Below are 21,331 nucleotides of genomic sequence, written 5' to 3' on the forward strand. Positions count from 1 at the left end.
TTAAATAATAGTAGCTGAAATAACGAACGCGATCACTGAAATGATCAACCCATACATAAATACATTGTACGACATGCGCAGCAAATGGTATTTACGACCTAATACCACACCTTGCGAGTACAGGTCTTTTACCATACTGCCGTATAAAAAGTTATTATCGTTCATCATATCATTCATGCCGGCTTGGTAATTGTCAAAAGGCATTTTAAAAAAATTGCCAAAAAACATCAAGTTAACTTTTCGACTTTTTATTTCTTCGACAGTAAAGGTGCCCTGAGTAACATTGGGCCGGGTAGCCAGTATGGCAAAAACAATGGTTACCAGGTTTACACCTAAAAGCACTATGGCGGGTATTAACTGGTGCTGATGCTCATCTATTTTACGTAACAACAAACTTAAAAGCAGTGATATGATGATGGAGTTTACCGATATCATGATGTGGGCCTTGCTATCGGCCATGTTACTGAGGCGCTGTTGATTACTGGCTGTTATACGCAGCATGGTTTCTACGCCCTTACTCCGTTTTTTATCTTTTTTAACTTTGATATCCGTAAGCACGTTTGCAACACTTATTTCAGCGTCCTGTGTAATATCTGTACCCTGTGCTTGTTCTTCTTTTTCTTTCAACCCGGCTTTTTGCTGTTTATTGATCAGTTTTTCAAGATTAGCCTGCTGGGTATCATTAAGTAACAAGCGGCAATAATCAGTATGGTACTGGTGGGTTTGCAATAATTCAATATTTTTTTGACGCCAGTCCGCCTTATCTATTTTAGTATTGTGCAGAGCTTCAATTTCCTGGCGCAATAATTTACTTTTTTCGTTAAAGCTGTCAGTACCTAAATGAAACAGGTCGGCATCGCATAAAATATTCTCTAAAAGGCCGTGGGGAGTTTGAGGCATTTTAGTGGCCTCAATGCAGGCAATTATTTTGGTAAGAATGGAGTCCTTAATTTTGTGATGAGACAAAAACTCAGAAACGATCTCTATGCTTTTATTTTCATGATCATACAGGTCAACCCCATAGCCTGTATCGTGGAACCAGGCTGCGGCACAAACCGCAAAAAAATCTTCATCGTTTAGCTGGTAATGATTGGCTATTTGTATCACGGACGAAACAACCCCTTCCGTATGTGCGGTGTTGTGATAAGTTAAACGTTCGTCGGCATGTGTTTTGAAAAAGGATAACACATATTCGCGGGCCTGTTCTAAAGTTTTTTCGTAATTCACTTATATAGGTAGTTAATGTTCTTTGTATATACACCCGTTTGTTTAAAATGTTTAGCATGTAGTAAATGAGTTTAAAAAAGCGGTTACTATTTGATTAATTATAGGTTAAAACAATTGTAAAAAAGGCTTGTTGTTTTACTAAAATCAATTCGCATGAAAAATCCATTTGTAAAACAAAATAACGGTGCGGTGGCCATTTCCATTGCGCTTGGCTCGGTAGCTGCCGGAGCGGCAGCTTATTTATTTTTGACAGAGAGGGGTACAGGTATCCGCGGACAACTGGCTGAGCAGTTTGGCAGGTTAAGCAACCTGTTTTCGAAAAGCGAACCGGCAGATGAACATCCTGCCACATATTTAGAGAAACCTCATAAAACACCCAAAACCGATAGGAATGAGCTTTTACATCACAAGGCTATCCAGGAACAGCCGAATATTACCAATTAAGTAGCCTCAGCCAAATTAAATTTTGAAGGTAAAAATGCGCTTTAGTGGTTTTGCCTTTATCAACGATCATTTTGTTGCCCTAACTTAGGTTGTTAGGGCAACAGTGTTGAATGTTTTGCCTTGTACATCCCGCACTACAGCCCTGTATGATTTCTTTGCGTTTCGGATGTCACTTTAAAAAGTGACCGGGCTCACCAATATATCGTCAATTTACTATCAAATTTACATTCATAATGTATGAGTGATGAAAAGAAAAACAAGGTCAGCATTACCTTCAACAGGATAAGCTGATATCGCAAAGTGTATTCTGTTTGATTTTAATTCTATCGTTCAACAGTCATGTTGTAGCATAAAGCGCTATTTGTATTACGTTACACTAAATCCCGAACATCAACAGGTTTCATAGATACAAGTAGTGTGAATGTTTTGTAGTAAGTAACAAGAGTTGAGTTTACTTTAAATCAAATTAAAAATGAAAACAATTTTAGTTCCCACAGATTTTTCTGAAGCTTCGGAAAATGCTGCACGCTACGCAATAAAGCTGGCTAAAAGTATTAAGGCCCATGTTAAATTATGCAATGCTTTTAAGGTGCCCGGTGAAACACCAATAGCTGCACAGGTAGTGTGGCCGTTAGAAAACTATGATGACATGAAGAAAGATGTTATGGACGAACTTGCGATTGTGGCAAAACGTTTAGAGGCAGAAAACATATCCGAACCTGAACAATTTCAACCACATATTGATTACACTTGTGAAGCTGGCAATGCGGTAGATGTGATTAGAAACATTGTTGACGATCAAAATATCAACATGATCGTAATGGGAATGTCGGGTGCCGGTTTTATAAACAGGTTGTTTTTAGGCAGCACCAGCCGTACCATCATTGATAAAATAGGTTGCCCCGTTTTACTGGTGCCCCTTAAAACCAGTTTTAAACCTATCAACAAAATAGGGTTCGCTACTGACCTGGATACAGACGATATTAATGTGATCCACTCGCTTGCTGGTTTGGCCCGACATATCAACGCCGAGTTATTGATTGCGCATATCACTGATGATGAATTTTTAAGCGAAGGCCACCAGCATAAAATTGATGAATTTTTAACCGAGGTAACCTGTAAAGCCAATTACAATAAAATATACTATCGCAACGTCAATAGCAACGACGTGGAACAGGGGCTGGACTCTCTTGTAGAAAACGGACAAATAGATATGCTGGTAATGGTGCACCATCGGCATCATTTTTTTAACAGGATACTCACTGGTAGTTATACAAAAAAAATGTTGGGCCATATCCCCATGCCATTACTGGTTTATTTGAATAACGAGGAGCTATCTGCACTACCGGTATTTTAATCGGCCAGCAGCGGCGAAAGTTAAAGCTTCCGTCTCTGTCAACCCTGTTTTTTCAAAAAAATGCCTGTTGTCACTTTTTTGAAAAATCCATCTCATTTTTTTGAAAGCCCTGGCAACGCAATTTTGGTATCAATTAAATACTAAAAAATGACGGCCGACACCCTTACAAAAACCACGTGCTACCATTGCGGAAACGACTGTAATGAAGGACATTTTCAAGCTGACGGGCATGTGTTTTGTTGTGCGGGATGTCAGGGGGTGTACCAGGTTCTTTCGCAAAGCAACCTCTGTAATTATTACCGCTATAACGATCATCCCGGCGAAACACGCATCCAGGTAAGCAAACGATTTGAATACCTGGATGAGCCAGCAATAGTTAACCAGTTAATTGATTACCATGATGAAAAGATCAGCATGGTAACCTTGTACATACCTTATATCCATTGCAGTTCGTGTATCTGGCTGTTAGAGCAGCTTAATAAAATTGAGCCGGCAATTTATTATACCCGTGTCGACTTCCTGAAAAAGCAAATCAATATCCGCTATGATAACCGTTCCATTTCTCTAAGACGGGTTGTTGAAATTTTGGTTGACATAGGGTATGAGCCACTTATCAGCCTGCAGGACGTAGTTAAAAAACAGGTAACCGGCACCAATAATAATCTCATCAAAAAAATAGCTGTCGCGGGTTTTTGCTTTGGTAACGTAATGTTGTTGAGCTTTCCCGAGTATTTTGGCCTTTCGGGATATGAACAGACTTTTAGGCAGTTCTTTGGCTGGTTAAATATCCTTTTCTCATTGCCGGTTTTGTTGTATAGCGGCAGCGGTTATTTTGTGTCGGCCTGGCAAAACCTGCGCGCAAAAGTTTTAAATATCGATTTTCCGCTGGCGCTTGGCATTGCTGTTTTGTTTTTGCGCACTTTTTTTGAGATAGTTACGCACACGGGCGCCGGTTTTGCCGACACCCTTTGCGGCCTGGTGTTCTTTTTATTGGTGGGTAAATTTGTCCAGCAAAAAACCTATTACCATATTTCCTTCGAGCGCGATTACCGATCGTTTTTTCCGGTAGCAGTACAAGTGATTGTTGATGATAAAGAAAAGCCGGTGCCATTATCCGATCTTAAAATTGGCCATCGTATACTTATCCGAAATGGCGAGATCATACCTGCCGATGCGATATTGTTAAATGGCGAAGCGCGTATCGATTTTAGTTTCGTAACAGGCGAATCAGTTGCGGTAAGCAAAGTATTAGGCGAAGTAGTTTATGCCGGTGGCCGGCAAATGGGCGGCGCTATTGAATTGGAAGTAATTAAGCCGGTATCGCAAAGCTATCTTACACAACTTTGGAATAATGAGGCATTTAAACGTAGCCAGGATGGCCGGGTAAAAACATTTAACCAAAGGGTAAGTAAATACTTTACCCTCGTGTTGCTCGCTATTGCATTTGGAGCGCTTATTGCCTGGCTACCATCGGATATTCATCGTGGGTTTAATGCATTTACGGCGGTATTAATAGTTGCATGTCCGTGTGCGTTGGCATTGAGTACGCCTTTTACCATGTCGGCAGCTTTAAGTATTTTTGATAAAAACCGTTTTTACTTAAAAAATACAGCTATTGTTGAGCAACTCGCAGCAATAGATACCATTGTGTTTGATAAAACGGGTACCATCACTACCGGCGGCAACAGCATCATAACCCAGCATGCTGATCTTACCGGCGACCAAACGCAGTTAATTTTTAGCGTTTGCAATAACTCCAATCACCCGCTTAGTCGCCGTATTTGCCACCTGTTGCACGGGGCCGCGTTGTTAAAGATCGCTGCTTATCACGAAGAACCCGGTAAAGGTATCAGTGCTGTTGTAAACGGGCACCAGGTTAAAATAGGCAATGCGGTATTTGTTGGCAAACAACCCGATCTGCAAGGCTCAACACAGGTGCATATGCGTATAGATGGCGCATACCATGGGTACTTTTTATTTGGACAAAAATTCCGCGCGGGCTTAAACGAGGTTTTTAACCTTGCCGGAGAATATAAATTATACCTGTTATCCGGCGATCAGGATTATGATCGCGCAGCGCTGTTGCCGTATTTTAAAAACGATGGCTATATGCACTTTAACAAATCGCCACAGCAAAAACTCGATTTTATAAAAAGCCTGCAATTGGCCGGTAAAAAAGTGATGATGATGGGCGATGGCTTAAACGACTCCGGCGCGTTAAAACAAAGTGAGCTCGGCATAGCCATTACCGATAACGTTAACAACTTTTCCCCCGGTAGCGATGCCATTTTGGATAGCAAGTCATTAAAACTGCTACCGCAATTCTTAAAGTTTTCAAAAGATACAGTGAAGGTGATCCATGTTTCTTTTCTGATCTCCTTAGCATACAACTTATTTGGGCTAAGCTACGCCGTAACGGGCAAACTGTCGCCTTTAATTGCAGCTATACTGATGCCTGCAAGCACCGCTACAATTATTGGATTTACCAGCATTGCCACTCACCTGGCCGCTAAAAACCGAAATTTATCATGAGTATTATTTTTTTTCTCATAGGCTGTAGCGTATTGCTCGCGCTTGTTTTTTTAGGCGCATTTTTTTGGGCGCAAAGCAGCGGTCAAAATCAGGATCTGTACACGCCATCGGTAAGAATATTGCTCGACGACGAGATTGTTGAACCGGAAAATGATCCGGATCACATTATTTCATAATTGTCATCATGCCCTCCCCGCGGCCACCTAAATAATTTTACGCATTCATCAAAAGCTATAATTCATCAAATTTATGCAGCTCGAAAAGTTTTACTACGACAACAAAATTGTGCGAAATTTTGGTATCGCGACAGTCATCTGGGGTATCATCGGCATGACGGTGGGCCTCATCGTCGCCATCCAATTGTACTCGCCCGGTGCAAACATGGGTAATCAGTACACTACCTTTGGGCGTATACGTCCGCTACATACCAACGCGGTAATTTTTGCCTTTGTGGGTAACGCTATTTTTATGGGCGTTTATTATTCGCTACAGCGTTTATTAAAGGCACGTATGTATAGCGATGTTTTAAGCAAGATCCATTTCTGGGGATGGCAGCTCATCATTGTTTCGGCGGTAATTACTCTGCCCCTTGGCTTAACCACGTCGCATGAATATGCTGAGCTGGAATGGCCCATTGATATTGCTATTACCATTATTTGGGTAGTATTCGGTATCAATATGTTTGGTACAATAATTAAACGTCGTGAACGGCATTTGTATGTAGCTATCTGGTTTTACATTGCCACGTTTGTTACCATAGCGGTGTTACATATCGTAAATTCATTCGAACTGCCGGTATCCGCCTTTAAAAGCTATATGGTTTATGCCGGTGTGCAGGATGCCCTGGTACAATGGTGGTACGGGCATAACGCGGTTGCATTCTTTTTAACCACGCCTTATTTGGGTATGATGTACTACTTTTTGCCTAAAATGGCTAATCGCCCCATCTATTCATATAAATTAAGTATCCTGCACTTCTGGGCGCTGATATTCATTTACATCTGGGCCGGTCCGCATCACTTATTATACACCACCTTGCCGGGATGGGCTCAATCGTTAGGTGTTGCTTTTTCGATCATGCTGCTCGCCCCAAGCTGGGGAGGAATGATCAATGGTTTGCTCACACTGCGCGGGGCCTGGGATAAAGTGCGCGACGATGTAGTTTTAAAGTTTATGGTGGTTGGTTTAACTGCTTACGGTATGGCCACATTTGAAGGGCCAATGCTTTCGCTAAAGCAGATCAACGCTGTTGGGCATTTTACAGACTGGATAATTGCGCACGTGCATGTTGGCGCACTGGGCTGGAACGGATTTTTAACCTTCGCTATTTTATACTGGTTAATACCCCGCATCTACAAAACAGAGCTTTACTCTAAAAAGATGGCCGCATTTCATTTTTGGATAGGTACTTTGGGTATTTTGTTTTATGCGATACCGATGTATTGGGCCGGTTTTACGCAGGGATTAATGCTTAAAGAGTTTACGCCTGAAGGCATGCTCAAATATCCGAGCTTTTTAGAAACTACGATGCGCATCATTCCTATGCACGTAGTACGTTCGGTAGGGGGCAGCATGTACCTGTTTGGCGTTATTGTAATGGCATATAACCTTTGCCAGACAGCTTTGCAGGGTAAGCTGGTTGCTAACGAAGCTGCGGAAGCAATGCCACTGGCACCGCTTGTTGTGGAAAAAGAAAAAGCACACTGGCACCGCGTATTGGAGCGCAAACCCATCCAGCTTATGATACTTTCGTTACTGGTTATACTGGTAGGCACCTTTATAGAGTTAATGCCAACACTAACCATTTCTGCAAATATCCCAACTATAGCCAGTGTTAAGCCATACACACCGCTCGAACTACAGGGCCGTGATATTTACATCCGCGAAGGCTGCTCAAATTGTCATTCACAAACTGTGAGGCCATTCCGCTCAGAAACGGAACGTTACGGCGAATATAGTAAGGCTGGCGAGTTTGTATACGACCATCCGTTTTTATGGGGCTCCAAACGAACCGGACCCGATTTGCAGCGAGAAGGCGGAAAATATGGCAACTCCTGGCACTTTAACCACCTGATGGACCCGCGGCTGATGTCGCCGGGCAGTATTATGCCTAATTACGACTGGCTGATCACACAGACGCTGGATACCAGCCTTACCGGGGCAAAAATTAACGCCATGCGTAAGTTAGGTGTACCATACCCGATCGGTTACGATCAGATAGCCAACCGCGACCTGGCTAACCAGGCTCAGCAGATCAGTGATGATTTGGCTAAAGATCATATCAAGGTGCAGAGTAAAAAAGAGATCATCGCTATCATCGCTTATATCCAACGCCTCGGTACCGATGTTAAAGCAAATAAAACAACCGAAAATCTTAAAAAATAGGACCATGTTTAAGCAGTTTACAGAACATATTTCGGGTAACCAGGTATACCTGTTATCCTCACTGGGCATATTCCTGGTATTCTTTATTGTGGTAGCCATATTACTTATCAAGTTAAAAAAACACCACGCCGAGTACATGAGCGATATACCGTTGAACGACGGCATTTCAGAACCCCATAATACTATACGATCATGAAATCACGACGTTTAATAATATTTACCGTGATGGTTTTAGCCGCTCAGCCGGTTTTAGCTAAAAGTGATAGCCTGTTATCGGGCGAAACGATGAACTATATAGGTTTTGGAGCCATTGTGTTTACGCTTATCTTATTTGTTATTGTGATGCTGGTGCTGTTACGCACATTTAAGGTAATGACCAGGATAGTGCTTGGACCCGAGGCATATCAAAAGATCTTAGCTGATGAAGCCGCTCTTAAGGTGACCAATAAGAAACCGAAAGTTAACAGAATTGAAAAGATACTGTCGCTCAAACCGCTGTCAGAAGAACATACACTGGTTATGGAGCATGAGTACGATGGGATACAGGAACTGGATAATCCAACGCCGGCCTGGTTCATGACGCTGTTTTACGGTACCATCGCCTTCGCGGTTTGTTATTTATTGATCTACCACGTATTCGGCATAGGGCAACTTCAGTACGATGAATACAGAACCGAATTGGCTGTGGCCGCAAAAGACAGGGCCGTTTACTTGTCAAAGGCTGCAAATATGGTTGATGAAAATACCGTTAAGCTTTCGAAAGATCCTGCGGTTATTTCATCAGGGCAGGCGATATTTAAACAAACCTGCTCGCCATGTCATGGCGACCACGCCGAGGGTAAAGTTGGCCCTAATCTTACAGACGATTTTTGGCTACATGGCAATAAGATAAACGACGTATTTAAAACCATTAAATACGGTGTGACTACCAAAGGCATGCCAACCTGGGAGAAACAGCTTACTCCAAAACAAATAGCAGATGTAGCTAACTATGTAAAATCGTTACATGGCACAAATCCACCAAACCCTAAAGAACCACAGGGGGTAAAGGAGACGGATGATAATACAACCGCCGTAGGGAAAACATTGGCGTTGATTAAAAAATAATGGGATTAATTGAGATGTGATGTTGACAGGTAAGAACGACCAGCTAAGTGCTGCAGATAACGGTAGCCGTAAATGGATGTATCCCGCCATCCGTAAAGGTAAGTTCTATCGTTATCGTAGCTGGTTGAGCTACGCATACCTTATTCTGTTTTTTGCCGGACCATTTATACGGATAGGCGGGCATCCGTTTTTTTTGCTCAATGTATTAGATCGCAGGTTTGTGATATTGGGCCAGGTTTTTTGGCCCCAGGATTTCTTTCTTTTCGTTTTGGCCATGCTTGCCGGTATAGTTTGTGTGGTGTTGTTCACCATCGCTTTCGGCAGGTTGTTTTGTGGCTGGATATGCCCGCAAACTATTTTTATGGAAATGGTTTTTCGCAAAATTGAAATATGGATAGAAGGTGATGAGAGAAAGCGAAAAAAACTTGACGATGGGCCGGCTACCCGCGAAAAGATATTCAAAAAAACGCTCAAGCATTTTGTGTTCATGCTCCTCTCATTCTTGATAGCCAATACTTTTTTGGCTTACGTTATTGGCAGCGATGAGTTACTCAAGATCGTCACCGAGCCGGTTAACAGGCATTGGGTTGGTTTTGCAAGTATTTGGGTATTTACATTTGTTTTTTATTTGGTATACAGCCAGGCACGCGAATTAGTGTGTACTGTTATTTGCCCTTATGGGCGGCTACAAGGTGTTTTTACCGATAGCCACACACTTAACATTGCCTACAACTATGAGCGTGGCGAACCGCGCGGCAAGCTATCCCGTAAGAACGAAACCGTAAAAGGCGATTGTGTTGATTGCGGTTTATGCGTTGATGTATGCCCAACAGGGATAGATATCCGGAATGGAAACCAAATGGAGTGCGTTAATTGTACCGCTTGTATTGATGCCTGTGATTATGTAATGGCTAAGATCAACAAGCCGCTGAATCTTATAGACTTTTATTCTGAAGAGATGATCTCGCAGAAAAAGAAACCGGCTTTTACAGCTCGTATGGCTGGTTACAGCAGTATTATTGTGATCTTATTAGGAGTGCTAACCTATTTTGTTTTGCAACGTGGTGATGTTGATGTAACCATAATGCGTTCGGCGGGCATGCTTTACCAGGATCAGCCGGGGGGCTATATCAGTAATATATACAATGCCGACCTGATTAATAAAACAGATAAGCCGCAGGATATCAGGCTGGTTGCCGATGATCCGTCGATCAAGATCAAATACATACAGACTTCGGGGATACTGGCAGGTGAAGGATCGGCAAAAGCCATATTTTTTGTGATGGTACCGGGGGCTAAGATACATGCCGCTAAAACGGACATCAAAATAAAAGTGATGCAGCAGCAAAAGGTGTTGAGCATCATTAATACCACATTTATTGGACCTGTAAACGAATAAAATTATGGATTGGGGTAAACGAATTGTTATTTTATTAATTGCTTTTGTGGCCTTTATAAGCGCTATGAGCGTAGTTATGTTTAGGCAGCCGGATGAAGCTGATAATCAATACTATGAAAAGGGACTCGCCTTTGATAGTGATTATGCCAAAGAAAAGCAGGTTATAACCGATCACGCGCAACCGCGGATATCATTAACTGATCAAAAGCTGGCTATTCAATTTATTAAGCCGTTAAAAGGAACTCTTCATTTGATGCGACCGGCCGATGAAAAATTAGACAGAACCTTTAATTTGGTTGGCGACGTAAATAACCAGGTAAGTATCCCGTTAGAAGGTGTAGCCGCCGGGCGATGGAAACTAACGATGAACTGGGAAAGCAACGGCAAAAAATATCTTTATACCCAGGAGGTGGATGTACCATGAACACCAATCAGCTTGCCTTTTATATCGGCCTGTTTGGCAGTGTACATTGTATAGGCATGTGCGGACCTTTAGCGTTCGCTATCCCCGTAAACACTCATAATTATTGGCTGTTGATATGGGATAAGCTGATCTATAACTTAGGACGAGTAATGAGTTACTCTGCACTTGGGCTGGTTACCGGGCTCATCGGCCGACAGTTTTGGTTATCTGGTTTACAACAATGGGTAAGCATTTTAAGCGGCGTATTTATTTTGTTCGCAGCAACTTCACGATTGGTCAAACATCCGCTAATCAATGGTAAGTTTGTCAACAATCTTCTTTTACCATTTAACAACGCCTTGGCCCGGGCGTTAAAAAATCGATCGGGGCATTTTGTGGCTGGGATACTTAATGGTTTTTTGCCCTGTGGTTTTGTTTACCTGGCTCTTATAGGTTCAGTTAATACCAACTCGGTTTTTGCAGGTGTGCAGTATATGTTTTGGTTTGGAACAGGCACCGTGCCGTTAATGCTTATTGCAGCAGTTGGTACCGGTTTTTTTAATACAGAGCTGCGCAGGCGGCTCAATTATATAGTACCTTATTTTATGATGTGCCTGGGCGTTTGGTTTGTGTTTAGAGGGTTAAATTTAGACATATCGTACTTAAGCCCTGCTTTAACAACGGGTAATCCGGTTTGCCGCTGAGTTTTAAAAGTGCTTTTTATCACTTTTTCACCTGACGAAGGTCATGTTTCCATAGCCGTATCACCGCCATATTTGTAGTATAAATCATCAAATACAATGGCAACTTTAAGATACACTGACGCCGCATGGAGCAATACACAAGACAGCTCAATAAAACAATCATTTAATTTGTGGACATGGTACACAGCATTTGCCGATGGGCAAGCCGCCAACCGTACGCTTTGGTTCTTTATCTCGCTAATGGTGCAGGGTGTGGTACTATTACCTATCCCGGCTGTGCTAATTTATTATTACAATGCCCCAATTACAGTTCTATTTATAACCATGGTTTGCTTTTTTACCAGCTTTATTGCCAATATGGGCGGAGCCGGTATACGCACAACCTTACTTTGCTTTGCAGTGAGTATCATGTTACATGTAGGCATGATAGCAGCTGTATTATTTTAATCCCATTCCCCTAAAGTAGAAGCGGTTAACAGCCGCTTTTTTTATTGTTTAAGATTTTAGTGAAATATTTATATGATCCATAATTTCCACATCCCGGTATTGGGCCTGGCCTATTCAATTGATACACCTTTAAAAGTTGCCAGGTATGGCATATCATCAGTAGTTTCGATAGTTGATGATGAGCTTACCGAACGTATGCGTAAATACCATTGCGAACAAAATGATTTAGAGTACGAACCGATTTTTAAAAATGAGCCTAACAGCAGGAGCAAAAGGATCACAGCTTATTTAAACTTACTGGATAGTTTGGTTAAATCGCAGTTTAGCAGACTACAGCAAATGCCCTTTAATGAGGGTTTGGATATTGACCGTTACTTTGAATTGTTACCGGCAACGTCCCTTTTAAAGCAAGGTTACGAATTAATGACGGAGTATCCGAAGGATAAGCAGATATTCCAAAATATTTTACGGGAACAGATGCAATGCGGAGCCATAGATGTAAATATCATGGCAAAAGTAGACAAGATGAATTACACCGCCAATGGGGATTATGAAGGCGACGAAAATACCGATGCATTGGCAGCGCTGCGTGGTTTTGCCGAAAGTAACCTCAATTCTTCAGTTGTGTTATCGGCCGGGATGAACCCGCGGTTGTACAGCTACCTGGAGACGTTTGCCGATTTTTTTCCGGACAAGGATGGAGCTCTAAAAAAGAAAATAATTTTAAAAGTAAGCGATCATCGTTCGGCATTTATACAGGCTAAGTTTTTGGCAAAAAAAGGCTTGTGGGTATCTGAATTCAGGGTAGAGTCGGGACTTAATTGTGGTGGCCACGCTTTTGCTACCGATGGCTTATTGTTAGGACCAATATTGGAAGAATTTAAAGTAAAGCGGCAGGAAATGCGCGCCGAGCTTTTTGATATATACAACAAAGCAATTGTTGAAAAAGGTTTAAAAATTGTGATTGCCCCAGTACAGCGGATAAGTGTGCAGGGAGGGATCGGTACTGCCAGTGAAAATGGATTTTTGTTAGATCATTACCATTTAAACGGTACCGGTTGGGGCAGCACATTTTTATTGGTACCCGAGACCACTAATGTTGATGAGCAAACCTTACAAAAACTAATTGGCGCCGGTCAGGATGATTATTACATCAGTTCCTCATCGCCCCTGGGCATATTATTTAACAACTTTCGTAAAAGCTCCGGCGAAGAGCAACGCTTGCAGCGCATTGAAAAGGGACGGCCTGGCAGCCCATGTGTAAAAAAGTATTTGTGTACCGATACGGAATTTACAGAGTTACCTATCTGTACCGCATCGCGCGAATATCAGCATCTTAAAATAAAGCAGCTACAGGAGTATTTGTTACCTGCGGAAGAGTATAAAGAACGGTATGAAGATATTGTGGCAAAGGAATGTCTTTGTGAAGGGTTGTGTGCATCGGCCTATATCAAAAACGATATGTTAAAACCCCGCGAAAGTAAAGCGGTTACCATTTGCCCGGGACCTAACCTGGCGTATTTTTCGAGGATATACACCTTGGACGAAATGGTAAAGCACATCTACGGGCAAACCAATCTATTAGCCGAAGCGCAGCGCCCTCACATGTTTATTAACGAACTTAACCTGTATATCGATTACCTGAAAAAAGACATTGTGGGGTATCTGAAAACCCTAAATGAAAAGAAGGGTAAATACCTGGTTAAGTTTAAAGACCAGTTGCAGCAAGGTATTGAATATTATAAACAACTTATTCCGCAAATCGGCAATCAAACCCAGGTTTGTATTGAGCAAATAATGCACGATCTGTACCAATCGGAAAAGGAGCTGGACGCCTTAACAATTACCCAAATAACATAATTGATAAATGTTTAGAATAGAAGAAGGGTAGATATGAAAAACATATCTACCCTTTTAGTTAACCAGCCATACTAAATAGTTGCGTAGCCGGTTTATCTGCCCATAGCCTGGCATCAAGCGCCATACAAACGTTGCGTAAAAATCGTTTACCCAACGGGGTTACCTGTAGATGATAAGAGTTGAGTTCAACCAGGCCGTCATCGGCTAAAACCTGCATGCGTTCAAGTCCGTTAACCAATACCTCGCTGGGATGGCTGCGGCTATTCCATGAAGTTTCGCCTTTACACATAATATTTAAAATATGCCTGCGAATAACCAGATCGTCGTCGCTTAACAAATGACCTTTAAATACAGGTAACATATCGCTATTGACCATGTTTACATATTCTTCGACACTTTTTACATTTTGTGCAAAAGCATACCAGGCATCGCTGATGGATGATACGCCAATACCGATCATTAATTGAGTATATTGGTGGGTATAACCCATAAAGTTACGGTGTAATTTGCCGTTTTTTTCGGCAAAGTATAATGTGTCGGTTTGCAGGGCAAAATGGTCCATACCTATTTCGTCATATCCCATTGCTTTAAACATACCGCGACCGCACTCATAAAGCAATTTTTTAGCCTCCGGGTCCGGCAGGTCTTTTTCGGTAAACCGGCGCTGCCCTGGCTTTATCCAGGGTACGTGCGCATAACTGTAAAACGCGATGCGATCGGGCATCAGGCTTTCAACCAGCCCCAAAGTAGTTTGCAAGCCGGTTACGGTTTGCCTGGGTAAGCCGTATATCAGGTCGAAATTTATAGATGTATAACCCATTGCCCTGGCATCCAGCGTAACTGCCTGTACCTGCTCAAAACTTTGTATACGGTTAATGATCAATTGTACAACCGGGTCAAAATCCTGAATGCCGAGGCTTAACCTACGAAAACCAAGGTCGTACAGTACCTGTAAATGCTGATGCGTGGTATTAGCCGGGTGTGCCTCAAAACTAAACTCTGCATTGTGATGCAGATCTACATGCTCTAAAATACCGGTAATCAGCATTTTGAGATGCTGCGGACTAAAAAAGGTAGGCGTGCCGCCACCTAAATGTATTTCGCGGACAACTGGTTTTTCGCCAAAGATATCCAGGTACATGGCCCATTCCTTTAATAGCCCTTTGATATATGGCTCTTCTACGCTGTGGTTTTTTGTGATCCGGGTATTGCAGCCGCAATAAGTACACAGGCTTTCGCAAAAAGGCAGATGAATGTATAAGCTAATGCCATCCTGTTGATTGGATTCGCGGAAAGAAAACCTGACGGTTTGTTTCCATTTTTCATGATCAAAAGTATTTAAATCCCAATACGGAACCGTTGGATAACTGGTATAGCGGGGCGCAGGTACGTTATATTTTTCGACCAGGTTATTACCTAACTGCATGATGTTGTGTATTATTTAGTGGGAGGAAATGTATTGATCTCAGCCTCATTACATTTATTGCTACAGATACATGCATCGCCAACGCACTTTTTACTTTGCCATAGATCGAGGGTTTTTATCGTCTGATCAGCGGTATCATAGGGGGACGTAGCAGGCACATTGGCAAGCATTATGCCATTTGCTGCAGCGGCCAATCTATCAATGTGCCCCATTTCGAGTGAACGCGTAGCTATATATTTTACACCCAGACCTGCTAATTTATTGATAACCTTTGCCGACACATCGTCATTAATGGAAACCACAACAGCATTTTTGCCCTGGGCATAAGATGCTGTTTCAATGGTTAGGGGGTTGGATATTAAAGTTATGTCGTGCTTTTTTTGGTTAGCTTTCGCCAGAAATTCTTTTTCGAAAGATTTTATATTGTACACTACGACTTTCATTTATATGGGTATTGATTAAACAAAGGTACCCCTATATCATCAGCCACGTCCTGACGATGGTCAGCCAAAAAAGTGAGTTTAGTCAGTTTTTCATTTTAACCAGTTTATTTAGGTTTAAAATATGTATCGATGCCCCTTTTTTCTCTATCAAGCCTTCGTCTTTAAAATCAGTCAACGTCCGGCTTACCGTTTCGGTAGCCATACCGGCCATAGTTGCCAGTTCTTCGCGCGATATTTTAAATTGCAGTTCGCTATCACCGGTTTGTTTGTTTAATCTCACCAATACCTGGGCCAGGCGTTTGCGTACCGAATTGTAGGCCAACTCCAAGAGCTGCTCTTCTTTTTCTTTGATGTTATTTGATAGTATTTTTAGAAATTGCTGACCGATATCAGGGAAACGGTCCAGCAGTGATAACACCATTTCGCGCGGCAGCATACAAATAGCCGCGTCTTCCATCGCTTCGGCGGTTTCATTAAAGGCTTCGTTAAGCAATACGGCGTTCATACCAACATAGTCGTCCTGTTTAAACAAGCCGGTCATCAGCTCTCTGCCATCTTCGGCTATTTTTAAGGTTTTTACGCAACCTTCCAATATCAGATAAATGCCTTGTGGCGTATCGCCTTCGTAATACACAACCTGTTTTTTCTTCACCTGCCTTATTTTGCGGCCCGCTATGATCGATTTTAACTCGGCGCCGCCATTGCGGGATACGGCAGCGAGGTTTTCGAGGCTTTGCAGCGATTTGCTGAAATATGCTTTTTGCTTTTCGTTTTTGCTTAGCCTGGTTTCAATAGCGTTCAGCAGTTCAATATCATCAAAAGGCTTGGTTAAATAGTCATCGGCGCCCATCTCCATCCCTTTTCTAAAGTCGACCCGTTCAGCTTTGGCTGTTAAAAAAACAAAGGGAATGGTCGCAGTTTCGGGATTCTTGCTTAACATGAATAACACACCATAACCATCGAGTTCGGGCATCATAATATCGCATAAAATCACATCCGGCTTAATTTGCATAGCCATATCAACACCTGCTTTGCCATTGTCGGCCTGGGCTACCTTGTACCCGGCCAATTCTAATATTTCGGCTGTGCTTTCACGGATATCGTTATTGTCTTCAATGATTAGTACGCTTTTGCTCATGATGATTAAAATGAAAGTGTGAATGATGTACCCTGGTTTACCTCGCTGTTAAATTTGATATTGCCGTTCATCAGGCCAACGTATCGCGCTACAATGTTTAAGCCCAGGCCGGTGCCAGGAATATTGCCGATATTATGTGCCCTGAAAAACGGTTCGAATAAATGAGTCTGATCAGTATCCGGAATGCCTATGCCGTTATCTTTAATTACAACGGTTAATTTTTTGCCTGTTATCTCGGTGTTAAATTCAATAAAAGTATTTTCGCCAGAGTATTTGATGGCATTGCCGATCAGGTTGATAATGCAGTTTTTAAGCAAAGCCGGATCTAAACTGATCATGCTTTGTGTGCCGGTATGCTGGTAAATAATGTTCTGGTTTTGCTTGGCCACCAGTTGCATTTCTTCGGTTATCTCTTCCGAAAACTTTACGATGTCAAATTCGGTAAATACGGGTTCTGTTTTCCCGGCTTCCAGTCTTTCGAGCGATAAAAAATCGTTAAGTATACCGGTTAAGTTGCTCACAGCCATTTTTATTTTGGCGATGTGTTTAGTGATATTAGGACTATTGAACTCCATGGCATATTTTTCTATCAATACTGCCGATAATTGTATGGAGCTTAGTGGCGTTCTAAACTCGTGCGATGCCATGGAAACGAACCTGCTTTTTAGCTGGCCTAACTCTTTTTCTTTTTCTAACGACAGGCTAACTTCTTCTTTGGCCAACATTAAGGCTTGTACCGAGTCTTTAAGCGAAATAGTACGTTGCTCAACCAGCTCTTCCAGGTGGATGGCATATTCTTTTAAGCGGGTCTCAGCTTCTTTTTCACGGCTGATATCATGTATAAAACCGGTATAAATTTTGCGACCCGAAAATTGTACCTCGTTTACTCCAAGACGAAACGGGAAAGTTGTGCCGTCTTTTCTTAGCCCGATCACATCGCGGCCAATGCCAATAATATGAGGTTCGCCGGTGCGTTGATACCGGTTGATATAACTGTCGTGCTTGTCCCTATCGGGCGGAGGCATTAAAGTTGAAATGTTTTTGCCAATAACTTCTGCCGGCTGGTATTGAAACAAACCGCATGCCGCCGGATTGATCGATTCGATGATACCCCGATCGCTGATAGTAATGATCCCATCAATAGCGTTTTCGATAATTGCTTTTAGTAAGGCTGCGTTTTCCATTTACGGTATAAGTGACTTTCGTCACAAATATCAACAATAACCAACATGGAGCGAAATGACAAAAAACAATATAAAAAGTGACGAATATCACTTTTAAAAACTACACCTGACCGAAAAAAAAAGGCCCTGCAATATTGCAGGGCCCCAACTCAAAGCAAACATCAATATTTAGAAGCTTATTGCGGCTTCAAACATGAACCCTTTAAACTGCCCTCCATTTAATATATTGGTTGGATCGTAGTTTTTATACTCCTGGTTTACATATTCCGCTTTCATCATAATGTTTTTGGTCATGAACCAACCTGCCGAACCCACATTGCGGTTAACAGTGACATCGGTGCTGTTGCCAACAATTGTTGCAGTTACTGTATTGTAACGGTAGGCCACCCAAAAATTTTCTGTTTTTTCAGGGAACCTGTAGATCACATCTGCGGCATATTGTTTAACACCACGGTTTGATGTTTCGGTAATGGTTCTGCCTTTGGCAGTTTCGGCAGTACCAAAAAATTCGAGTCCTTTAAATTTCACAAACACGTTACCCATAAAAGCATGGTTCTCTTCACCAAAGCCAGGGTTAAACCTTCCTGAAAACGCGTTGTAATCAACAGCGTTACTTAATACCGTCCCGGCAGCTGTAACAGGGTTTGACATTACATTGTAGTAGTGTGATCCGGTACGGTCGCCGCCGAACAAAGTACAACTGTTAGCACTGTTTACAGTATAGAATGAGCCAGTTACTCTTAATCTCAAATCGCTGTTAAGTTGTTTGTCGATACCTAATTTGCCCAAAAATGCTGGCGGATATTTATTCACTGCCTGAGTTTCGGCATCAATTTTAGTAGGTGCAATGGTTGTTTCGTTTAACTCGCCGTTGGTAATAGCGCCCATTGCAAACAAGCCTGTTTTTTGACATTTGTAGTACACGTGCATACCGGTTTCGGTGGCAAACTCGTCCATAATATAGTTCTCTACAAACGGATTGTAAATGGTATTGCCCCCGTCTGATCTTCTGTAATGCTGATCGCCATAGTCAACATCATACTGCCCGATCACAAAAGTCACATTCTTCATTACGTTATCAAAAAACTGGCTATGCAGGAAGGGTAGTTTATCAATTTGCAAATAGCCCCCTTTTACCCAGGTTTCTTCGTGGTGCCTTGCAGAAAGGTATGATGTTAGGTTTAAACGGATTCCATCGGCTAATTGAACATCAATGTTTAAATTAGCCATAGGCAGGTTAAATCCATCTATTAAAGGGGTAAGGCTGTTTACATTACCGGTTGCTGTACCCACAGTTTTTGTTACCGGTGTTGCTGTATTTGACGCCCTTAACGATTGGAAGTTCATGGCAAAACCGCCACCCACTTTTACTTTTAAGCCTGTAAATTTTACCGAATCAGTTTTTGAAGTTTCGAATACATTGATACCCCTTTTATCATTTGGACGGTAAAACTGCATGTATCCGTCTTGTGCTTTTAATACCACAGGGATCATATTTAGCCCAACTACGATAAGAGAGCTAAGCAGAGTAAAAAATTTAGTTTTCATGATTGTTAGTTTATTTGTGAAGCAATTTGTTGTTGTTTTTTGAAGTTGAGATTGTACTGAATGGTCAGATCATCCTTAACCTTCATGGCGCCAAGCATAAATGATGGCGGGTCGATCTTAAAGTCGGTTAGTTTTAACTTTTGAGAACCGGTACAGGTAATAGAATTATCGGACTTTACTTCGCCATTAACCTGCAGGCTGATCGCTTTACTTACCCCGGCGATAGTTAATGTGCCGGCGGCATTGATGGTAAATTTGTCTTTTGCGGTGGTAGCGATAGTCGCCCCGGTAAGTTTAAAAGTGATCTGTGGATACGTATCTGCCTTAATGGTTTTGTAGGTACGATCGTCCATTGATGAATGCTCGCTTTTTAAACTTTTTGAATTGACCGTAAAACTGAATGACCTGAGCGCTTTTGGAACTTCGCCTGGTGCTGTTGTAAAATCCGCCTCGCAGACTGGGTTTTGCGCTGTCATTGTCCAATCGTGTACATTTGATGACCCCAATATTTTAACTATGTTATCGGCAGAGGGGCTTAATTTATACTGCGATTGTGCACTGGCCGCGTTAACCGAAAAGGCACCAATAAAAAAAATAACAGCAAGTGTTTTTAGATTAGGGTACCTGCGTTTAAAGTTGTTTTGATTTTTCATATCATTTAGTGTTTGATGTTAGCTTACGCTGATCTTCCTGATCAACACCCAAAAGTACCAGCTAATAGTGGGGCGGAGAATGACCTGGAACAGGCTTTTAAATGATGAGTATCATTTTGTTTGTTATTATAAATTATTGATTATCAAATTAATTCGTATAGTAATTATGAAAAAGACAATAGGAGTTAAGGCTCAAAAAACTGATGTGTTTTGAAGTAATGATTGATCGCAAAAAAGGCAGATCAGGGATTGAGGCGTGCGAATGCGATGCCGGCAATAATTGCCTGAACCAAACCGTAAATAAACCAGCTGGCCACGGTTAAAAAAGTAATATCGAGTGAGCTGAATGTGATCCACATAACCGGCAGCAACGCTACCATGGCATACACCAGGCCAAACTCCAATCCACGCCATAAAAAGGAGCCATGGAACAAGGTTTTAAATCTTTCCCAAAACCAGGACAGCGCTAAACTGATGATGAAAGCGTGCAGGTAAAAAATCACGTCGCGGCTACCGTCTGACTTAAAAAGCGGGTTATTATATTCAACAAACATTTGCGGGAAAAAGCGAACGGTTACATATAAACCGCCATAGCTTAACACAAACAAAATAACGCCTGCTATCAATCCTGTTTTAATTATCTTTTTCATGGTGATTATTTGAGGCATGCATCCATTTGGTGCAATACGTTTTTTCTGAAAATAAGCAGTTGCTTTTTTAACCGTTTTAAACTTTTGTCTATATCCGATATTTCAAATTGTATCCTGTCGCTCTCGGCCGCCAAAACATCGGTGCTTTTGATAACCGATCCGTTGATTGTTGAATTAAGATGATCATGATACGAAGTAAAATCGCGGGTAATATTAGCCTTTAGAATGTTAAGTTGTGATAACTGCCCGCAAAGGCGTTGCAGAAGGTACATGGTTGCTTGTGGCGATGCCAGATCACAGTGGTCTTCGATCAGGGTTTTAATGATCATACTTTCAACGGCTAAAAAATTTAACCGCGATTGCTGTTCGCAGGCCAGTTGATGTAATCCAGTTAGTGAAGGTGTAGGTTGTTGGGTCATGTTGA

At 41.9% G+C, this 21,331-nt stretch carries 21 protein-coding genes; 12 read left to right on the forward strand and 9 right to left on the reverse strand.

Going from position 1 to position 21,331, the window contains the following annotated elements:
* A complete protein-coding gene (locus tag ACFGVR_RS12615; RefSeq protein WP_448697521.1) occupies positions 1–1,227 on the reverse strand; it encodes a Pycsar system effector family protein in 1,227 nt (408 codons plus the stop codon).
* 153 nt (positions 1,228–1,380) lie between these two features.
* Here ACFGVR_RS12615 and ACFGVR_RS12620 point away from each other — a divergent pair, with 153 nt between their 5' ends.
* From ACFGVR_RS12620 to ACFGVR_RS12675, 12 genes are all read left to right on the forward strand, one after another.
* On the forward strand, positions 1,381–1,671 hold the full coding sequence (locus tag ACFGVR_RS12620; RefSeq protein ID WP_448697523.1) for a hypothetical protein: 291 nt from the start codon (positions 1,381–1,383) through the stop codon (positions 1,669–1,671).
* Positions 1,672–2,143: 472 nt separating this feature from the next.
* The gene (locus ACFGVR_RS12625; RefSeq protein ID WP_448697525.1) at positions 2,144–3,028 is read left to right on the forward strand and encodes a universal stress protein; all 885 of its coding nucleotides are present in this window, start codon (positions 2,144–2,146) and stop codon (positions 3,026–3,028) included.
* Positions 3,029–3,175: 147 nt separating this feature from the next.
* A complete protein-coding gene (locus ACFGVR_RS12630) occupies positions 3,176–5,560 on the forward strand; it encodes a heavy metal translocating P-type ATPase (RefSeq protein ID WP_448697527.1) in 2,385 nt (794 codons plus the stop codon).
* Positions 5,557–5,736, forward strand: a complete 180-nt coding sequence (ccoS, locus tag ACFGVR_RS12635; protein WP_448697528.1) for a cbb3-type cytochrome oxidase assembly protein CcoS — start codon at positions 5,557–5,559, stop codon at positions 5,734–5,736. The genes ACFGVR_RS12630 and ccoS overlap by 4 nt, the downstream gene beginning before the upstream one ends.
* Before the next feature lie 73 nt (positions 5,737–5,809).
* On the forward strand, positions 5,810–7,945 hold the full coding sequence (gene ccoN / locus ACFGVR_RS12640; RefSeq protein ID WP_448697530.1) for a cytochrome-c oxidase, cbb3-type subunit I: 2,136 nt from the start codon (positions 5,810–5,812) through the stop codon (positions 7,943–7,945).
* A gap of 4 nt (positions 7,946–7,949) precedes the next feature.
* A complete protein-coding gene (locus tag ACFGVR_RS12645) occupies positions 7,950–8,141 on the forward strand; it encodes a hypothetical protein (RefSeq protein ID WP_448697532.1) in 192 nt (63 codons plus the stop codon).
* Positions 8,138–9,052: a cbb3-type cytochrome c oxidase N-terminal domain-containing protein gene (locus ACFGVR_RS12650; protein ID WP_448697533.1), complete on the forward strand. Its 915-nt coding sequence runs from the start codon at positions 8,138–8,140 to the stop codon at positions 9,050–9,052. The genes ACFGVR_RS12645 and ACFGVR_RS12650 overlap by 4 nt, the downstream gene beginning before the upstream one ends.
* Before the next feature lie 19 nt (positions 9,053–9,071).
* Positions 9,072–10,451 (forward strand): cytochrome c oxidase accessory protein CcoG, encoded by a 1,380-nt coding sequence (gene ccoG / locus ACFGVR_RS12655; protein WP_448697535.1) that lies wholly within the window; start codon positions 9,072–9,074, stop codon positions 10,449–10,451.
* 4 nt (positions 10,452–10,455) lie between these two features.
* A complete protein-coding gene (locus ACFGVR_RS12660; protein WP_448697537.1) occupies positions 10,456–10,875 on the forward strand; it encodes a FixH family protein in 420 nt (139 codons plus the stop codon).
* Positions 10,872–11,558 (forward strand): sulfite exporter TauE/SafE family protein, encoded by a 687-nt coding sequence (locus ACFGVR_RS12665; RefSeq protein WP_448697539.1) that lies wholly within the window; start codon positions 10,872–10,874, stop codon positions 11,556–11,558. The genes ACFGVR_RS12660 and ACFGVR_RS12665 overlap by 4 nt, the downstream gene beginning before the upstream one ends.
* A gap of 96 nt (positions 11,559–11,654) precedes the next feature.
* Positions 11,655–12,005, forward strand: a complete 351-nt coding sequence (locus ACFGVR_RS12670) for a hypothetical protein (RefSeq protein WP_448697540.1) — start codon at positions 11,655–11,657, stop codon at positions 12,003–12,005.
* Between the two features lie 72 nt (positions 12,006–12,077).
* Positions 12,078–13,865 (forward strand): hypothetical protein, encoded by a 1,788-nt coding sequence (locus ACFGVR_RS12675; RefSeq protein WP_448697542.1) that lies wholly within the window; start codon positions 12,078–12,080, stop codon positions 13,863–13,865.
* Between the two features lie 58 nt (positions 13,866–13,923).
* Here the strand turns inward: ACFGVR_RS12675 and hemN are convergent, their stop codons facing one another.
* From hemN to ACFGVR_RS12715, 8 genes are all read right to left on the reverse strand, one after another.
* Positions 13,924–15,291 carry an oxygen-independent coproporphyrinogen III oxidase gene (gene hemN, locus ACFGVR_RS12680; RefSeq protein ID WP_448697544.1) on the reverse strand — a complete coding sequence of 456 codons (1,368 nt, stop codon included), beginning with the start codon at positions 15,289–15,291 and terminating at the stop codon, positions 13,924–13,926.
* Between the two features lie 11 nt (positions 15,292–15,302).
* Positions 15,303–15,734, reverse strand: a complete 432-nt coding sequence (locus tag ACFGVR_RS12685; RefSeq protein WP_448697545.1) for a lactate dehydrogenase — start codon at positions 15,732–15,734, stop codon at positions 15,303–15,305.
* A gap of 82 nt (positions 15,735–15,816) precedes the next feature.
* The gene (locus ACFGVR_RS12690; protein WP_448697547.1) at positions 15,817–16,872 is read right to left on the reverse strand and encodes a response regulator; all 1,056 of its coding nucleotides are present in this window, start codon (positions 16,870–16,872) and stop codon (positions 15,817–15,819) included.
* A 5-nt stretch (positions 16,873–16,877) separates the two neighbouring features.
* Positions 16,878–18,056 carry a PAS domain-containing sensor histidine kinase gene (locus ACFGVR_RS12695; RefSeq protein WP_448697549.1) on the reverse strand — a complete coding sequence of 393 codons (1,179 nt, stop codon included), beginning with the start codon at positions 18,054–18,056 and terminating at the stop codon, positions 16,878–16,880.
* Between the two features lie 168 nt (positions 18,057–18,224).
* Entirely contained in the window at positions 18,225–19,604 is a 1,380-nt protein-coding gene (locus ACFGVR_RS12700) for a hypothetical protein (protein ID WP_448697551.1), read from the reverse strand.
* A gap of 5 nt (positions 19,605–19,609) precedes the next feature.
* A complete protein-coding gene (locus ACFGVR_RS12705; RefSeq protein ID WP_448697553.1) occupies positions 19,610–20,257 on the reverse strand; it encodes a YceI family protein in 648 nt (215 codons plus the stop codon).
* Positions 20,258–20,499: 242 nt separating this feature from the next.
* On the reverse strand, positions 20,500–20,907 hold the full coding sequence (locus ACFGVR_RS12710; protein WP_448697555.1) for a hypothetical protein: 408 nt from the start codon (positions 20,905–20,907) through the stop codon (positions 20,500–20,502).
* Between the two features lie 5 nt (positions 20,908–20,912).
* Positions 20,913–21,326, reverse strand: a complete 414-nt coding sequence (locus ACFGVR_RS12715) for a hypothetical protein (RefSeq protein WP_448697556.1) — start codon at positions 21,324–21,326, stop codon at positions 20,913–20,915.
* Positions 21,327–21,331: the final 5 nt, after the last annotated feature.

This window comes from Mucilaginibacter aureus (genome assembly GCF_053514885.1).